General features: G+C 47.9%; 4 protein-coding genes. 2 read left to right on the plus strand and 2 right to left on the minus strand.

The features are described from left to right. Nucleotides 1-151 precede the first annotated feature (151 nt). Both AB7U36_RS18390 and AB7U36_RS18395 read right to left on the minus strand, forming a co-directional pair. Complete coding sequence (locus AB7U36_RS18390) at nt 152-1,390, minus strand: NAD(P)/FAD-dependent oxidoreductase (RefSeq protein ID WP_428161121.1); 1,239 nt, start codon at nt 1,388-1,390, stop codon at nt 152-154. 2 nt (nt 1,391-1,392) lie between these two features. Then, entirely contained in the window at nt 1,393-2,811 is a 1,419-nt protein-coding gene (locus AB7U36_RS18395) for an NAD(P)/FAD-dependent oxidoreductase (RefSeq protein WP_428161122.1), read from the minus strand. A 257-nt stretch (nt 2,812-3,068) separates the two neighbouring features. Here AB7U36_RS18395 and AB7U36_RS18400 point away from each other — a divergent pair, with 257 nt between their 5' ends. Together AB7U36_RS18400 and AB7U36_RS18405 are read left to right on the plus strand one after the other, a co-directional pair. Then, nucleotides 3,069-4,562, plus strand: coding sequence for an APC family permease (locus tag AB7U36_RS18400; protein ID WP_428161123.1), 1,494 nt, complete (start codon nt 3,069-3,071; stop codon nt 4,560-4,562). Nucleotides 4,563-4,582: 20 nt separating this feature from the next. Next, the coding region (locus tag AB7U36_RS18405) for an FGGY family carbohydrate kinase (RefSeq protein ID WP_428161124.1) at nt 4,583-4,870 on the plus strand (288 nt) is incomplete at its 3' end.

Here is a 4,870-nt window from a genome sequence, read left to right on the forward strand (position 1 = left end):
ACTTGAATGGTAACACGCCTTGTGTCATAGTTTGTTTCACCCCGTTGGTGATAGGTTTTTGGTTGCACAAACACTCTATCTGCTTGATTCATCAAGTTCAACGGGGTTTTTTATTTTTTTTGACGGTGGATCAGGGGAAAGGTATCCGGGATTATGGCGTGGTGACGTGCCTTGGTGCGTAAAATATTTCCATACAGGTGTCTGTTCTGCCCGGTGCCAGGTTTACCCCTTTAAATGCAATTCTGTACCGGGGCAGAAAAGAGCCTTTCTTCTCCTGTATGATCTTGTTGTTGACTGCCAATGAAATGGTTCCGCACAAGCGTTTTTGTGCATGCAGGTTAATATCTGCCTTTATTGAACCGGCATTGGCAGGTATTCTTACGCACTGAATATCACTGGTAAATTCTTTGGGGCAGATTACAGGTATCAACTGTGAAGCCGCAACCGGTGTGCGCAGTTCCACGGCAAGCTTTTTGCCAAGCCTGCACCCCTCCACAAAAGAGTAGTCACCCGGGTCCCCCGGGTGCAGGACATTGCCGCAGGCCATGATAACAGGCAAATCAGATTGTCCGTACTGGTCCACAACAAGCCTGTTGTTTTGCATGAAGGATTCTAAATTGCTGGCATAGGCAAGGGTGTTTTCTGCTGTGAACCTGCCGGAGAAGACCACGCTGTCACAGGGGATAAACCGTTTTGCTTCGCCATGTCGTGTGGTTTGCCGGACGGTGATGCCTTCAACATGATCTATCCCTTGAATGGCGGTGATGCGGGTGCTGCAGTGTACTGGAATTCGGCGTGCCAGGGTATACAGGGAAAGGGGACGGTAGGTGGCGATATCCTGCTCTTGTTCAAGCATGGCAACCACTTTGCCGCCCTTGCCCAGCAGGGTGGTAAGGGCGGAGAAGCTTACTATTTCCGTGCCCACAATAATAGTGCGGCCAAAAGGAAGGGTTTTGTTTTGGTTGCAAATACGTTGCAGGGCACCGGTGGTCATCACTTCCAGCGGACGAAGGCCTGAGGTGAGCAGACCATGGCGGGTTGACTCCCTGCACCCTGTGGCCAGCACCACTTTTCGTGCATTCATGGTGGACAGGCCTTCCGGAGTGCGTACGCTGACCTCTCCTTTGGGTGTTACCTTTAATGCGGTGGTATTGGTCTGAATATTGGAGGCAGATACCTTTTTTGAAATTTTTTTGATAAAGGCTTTTGCCGTCATCGGGTATTTATATACATTGATTCCAAAGCTGCGATGGCCGCAGGTGAGCGGAATACCACCCCAGTAATTTTCACGTTCCAGTATACGGTATGACACGCCTGCAGCTTCCAGGGAGTGGGCAATACCAAGCCCGGCAGGGCCGGAACCGATGATGATGACATCATATTGTTTCATGGTTATTCTTTTTCCTTGTCGTTATGAAAACCGTTTGCAATGCGGCCTTTGGTAATTTGCTGCATGCGCTGCATGCAGTTAAAACCGTTACATCTCCCCATCATGGCACGTGTTCTCCGGCGGATGCCGCCAATGTCTTGGGGAACAACCAGTGACGAAAAAACCGCTTCTACTTCACGTTTGGTAACCATTTCACAATGGCAAAATATTTCACCGCTTCCCGGCTGTTGGTAATCCCGGGGTGCATCCTCGTATAAATTGGGCATGACAGGCCAAATAATATCCTCTTTGGCCACCGGAGTAACATGTGCAAACAGATTGGTTTTAAAATGATCCTCAATGAGGGTATGCACGTAATTGGCGATTCCCAGGGAAGAGGTAAGCCCGGTGGACCGAATACCGTTTACGCCGATCCAGTTTTTCCCAGGGGTTGGAAATATCTGGTAGCCTTTGTGTTCCGTTGCCGTGCGCAGGCCTGCATAGGTGGCTGTTATTTCATACCGGTCCAGGGCAGGGACCAGTTTTTTGCCTTTTGCAAGCAGGTCATTGAGCACTTCATTGTCCACCATGGCCCTGTCTCGGTCGTCTTGCTCCTCGGCCGTAGGCCCGACAATAAGGTTTCCAAAGATGGTCCTGCACACCAGCACCCCTTTGGTAATACTGCTGGGAACAGGTAATATGATTGAATTTACAAGTTGATTGGCTTTTTTATCAAGCACCACAAATTGTCCTTTGCGGGGGTGTATGGTAAACGGCGGTTTGGCGCAAATACGTTCGACAATGTCGCCATAAAGCCCTGCACTGTTAATGACCAGTTTTGCTTTATAAATGCCCGATGGGGTCTGCAGGGTCCACAGGCCGTTGGAAAAGAAACCGCCTGTCACCTGGCTGTGAAAGCGGTATTCCGCTCCATGGGCAACCGCCTGGCTAAGGTATGCCAGGGGGCTGCTCCATGGATCAATGACAAATTCACCAGGTACATGCACGGCACCCAGTGCCTTATCACTTAAATTGGGCTCATGCAAAAGCAGTTCTTCCCGGGATATCTGCTTTACATCCAATACCTTATTCTTGTGGGCTTTGGCCACAATACCGGGCAGTTTGTCCAGCTCCTCCCGGGTCCAGGCCACCACATGGGCAGCGGTTTTTATTAAAGGAAGACCCAGTTTTTCCCTGATGGATATGAACTCCTTATAGCCGTCCTGCATGCAAGCGTGTTCCAGACTGGCTTCAGGTGCATCAAAACCGGTATGAAGAATGGCGCTGTTTGCCTTGCTTGCGCCGGATAAAATATCGCCCCCGCGTTCCAGCAATAATGCCTTGTAGCCTTGCAGCGTAAGCTTGCGCATGATGCCGCAGCCGACAACCCCGCCGCCGATAATTATAACGTCAAAAATATTCTTGGGCCCTGAAGGTGTCATAAAAAACCTCATATATTTTGTTACTTGATCGGATATATATGTATCATTGTTGGTAATAAAGCAAGAAATAAAGAAATATAGTTTGTTTTATTGTTGTTTTTTTTGTTTTATGTTGCTTTTTTATATTGGATGATGTAGGGCACTTAAATTAAATACAGGCATTAAAAACAAGTGAACCTGCGAGTATTTAATTATTCGTATTTGTTTAAAATATACAGATGTCATTAAATTGTCTTTTAACACAGGAGGTTGAGGCTATGGCTGATTCGAAAAGGAATGAAAAGGTGCTTACCCGGGCATTGGGGTTACCTGAATGTATTACAATTACCACCGGGGCGGTGGTCGGAGTGGGTTTATTCACCGTGGGTTCCGCCCAGGTTGGTGTCATGGGCAGTTCGGTGATCATTGCCACCATTATTGCCTTTCTTCTTGTGCTATGGCCTGCTGCCATTTATGGCGAGCTTGGAGCGGCATTGCCACTTGCCGGTGGAACCTATGCCTATGCAAAACGAGCCATAAACTATCCTACTGCCATATTCTGCAGCTGGAATTATACCATTGCCCAGATTGGTATCGGAGGCTCCGAGGCCCTGGCATTTGCCAATTATTTCATGTGGTTGCTCAAGGCGCTTCACATCGACTGCGCCATTGATCCCAGGATTATCGCGACCATACTCATGGCCTTTTTTGTCTATATTAATTACCGGGGCATTGAAATTGCCGGCAAGTGGCAAAATGCGTTTATGTTTTTCTTCTGGGGAGCATCTCTTGTCTGGTTTGCCATGGTGGTCAGAAATATGGATTTTACCAGTTTTTCTCCCTTGCTCTCCGGGATCCCGGCAAATATTACGGCACTGGCAAAAAGTATTTTGATGATATGGTGGTGTTTTGCCGGATTTGAAACGGTTGTGGGCATGGGTGCGGAAGTTAAATATCCCCAGATAACCATTCCCCGGGCCCTGTGTATCTCTCCCTTTATTGTATTCGGGGTAAACGCACTGTTCCAGTGGTTTCTTATCGGGTTAACTCCGGCGACAAGCCTGGGAATGTTGGCAACCACAGATGCGCCTTTTGCCGTTGCCATGGAAGCGGCCGGTATCGTGGGGGTTCCCCTTGTCATCCTTTGTCTGGGCATTACTTTCGGGGGCGACTTTTCCACCATGAACCCCTGTGTAACCGGCCCTGCCCGTTACATGTATGTTATGGCCAACGACGGGTCCATGCCCCGCATATTCGGCCAGCTGCACCCTAAATATAAAAGTCCGTATGTCTCTGTTATTATTGTCGGCCTGATTGCCATCGCCTTGATCGCAACAGGGTCCATCGCCGTTATTGCGGCAATGTGCGCATTTTGCCAGATGACCTGTTATATAATCGGCTATATTTCATATCTGATGCTGCAGAAAAAAGAACCCGATCTGGAGCGCCCATACAAAGTCCCTGCCGGCAAAATAGGTGCGATTGTCAGTATTGTCGTTTACCTGGGACTGATGATCCTTGCCCTTGACCGCTATGCAATACCGTTTAACATAGGTTTTGATATAATTTGCGTATTATACTATTTTATGTATGTACGAAAAAGACCCATTCCCCAGGAATCTGTTGATATTGAATTGCTTACCATGCAGACAGCCAAACCGTCGGCCACGGAACAAGACGCATTGGACAAACAGTATAAGCGCTGGAAAATAGGTGCTATCTCGGTATTTATTATTTCAAATATGCTGTTCGTTTCCGGATTTTTCCTTTAACTTACTTCAGGTTATATCAAATGGAACAGTTTATCGGTGTTGATCAAGGAACAACAGCTACAAAGGTTTCGTGCGTATACGAAGATGGCCGGGCCCAACTTGTGTATCAGAAAAATCACAGGCAAATCACCCCGGAACCGGGCTGGGTTGAGCATGATGGTGACGAAATCTATAATAATATAGCCGAAGCACTGGACAAGACCGGTCCCGGTTCTGCCCTGGGGATAGATCACCAGGGGGAAAGTATTGTTGCCTGGGACAAGAACAGCAAAAAGTGTTTTTATAATGTTATTGTCTGGCAGGATTCA

It is taken from the genome of Desulfobacter sp., from assembly GCF_050177295.1.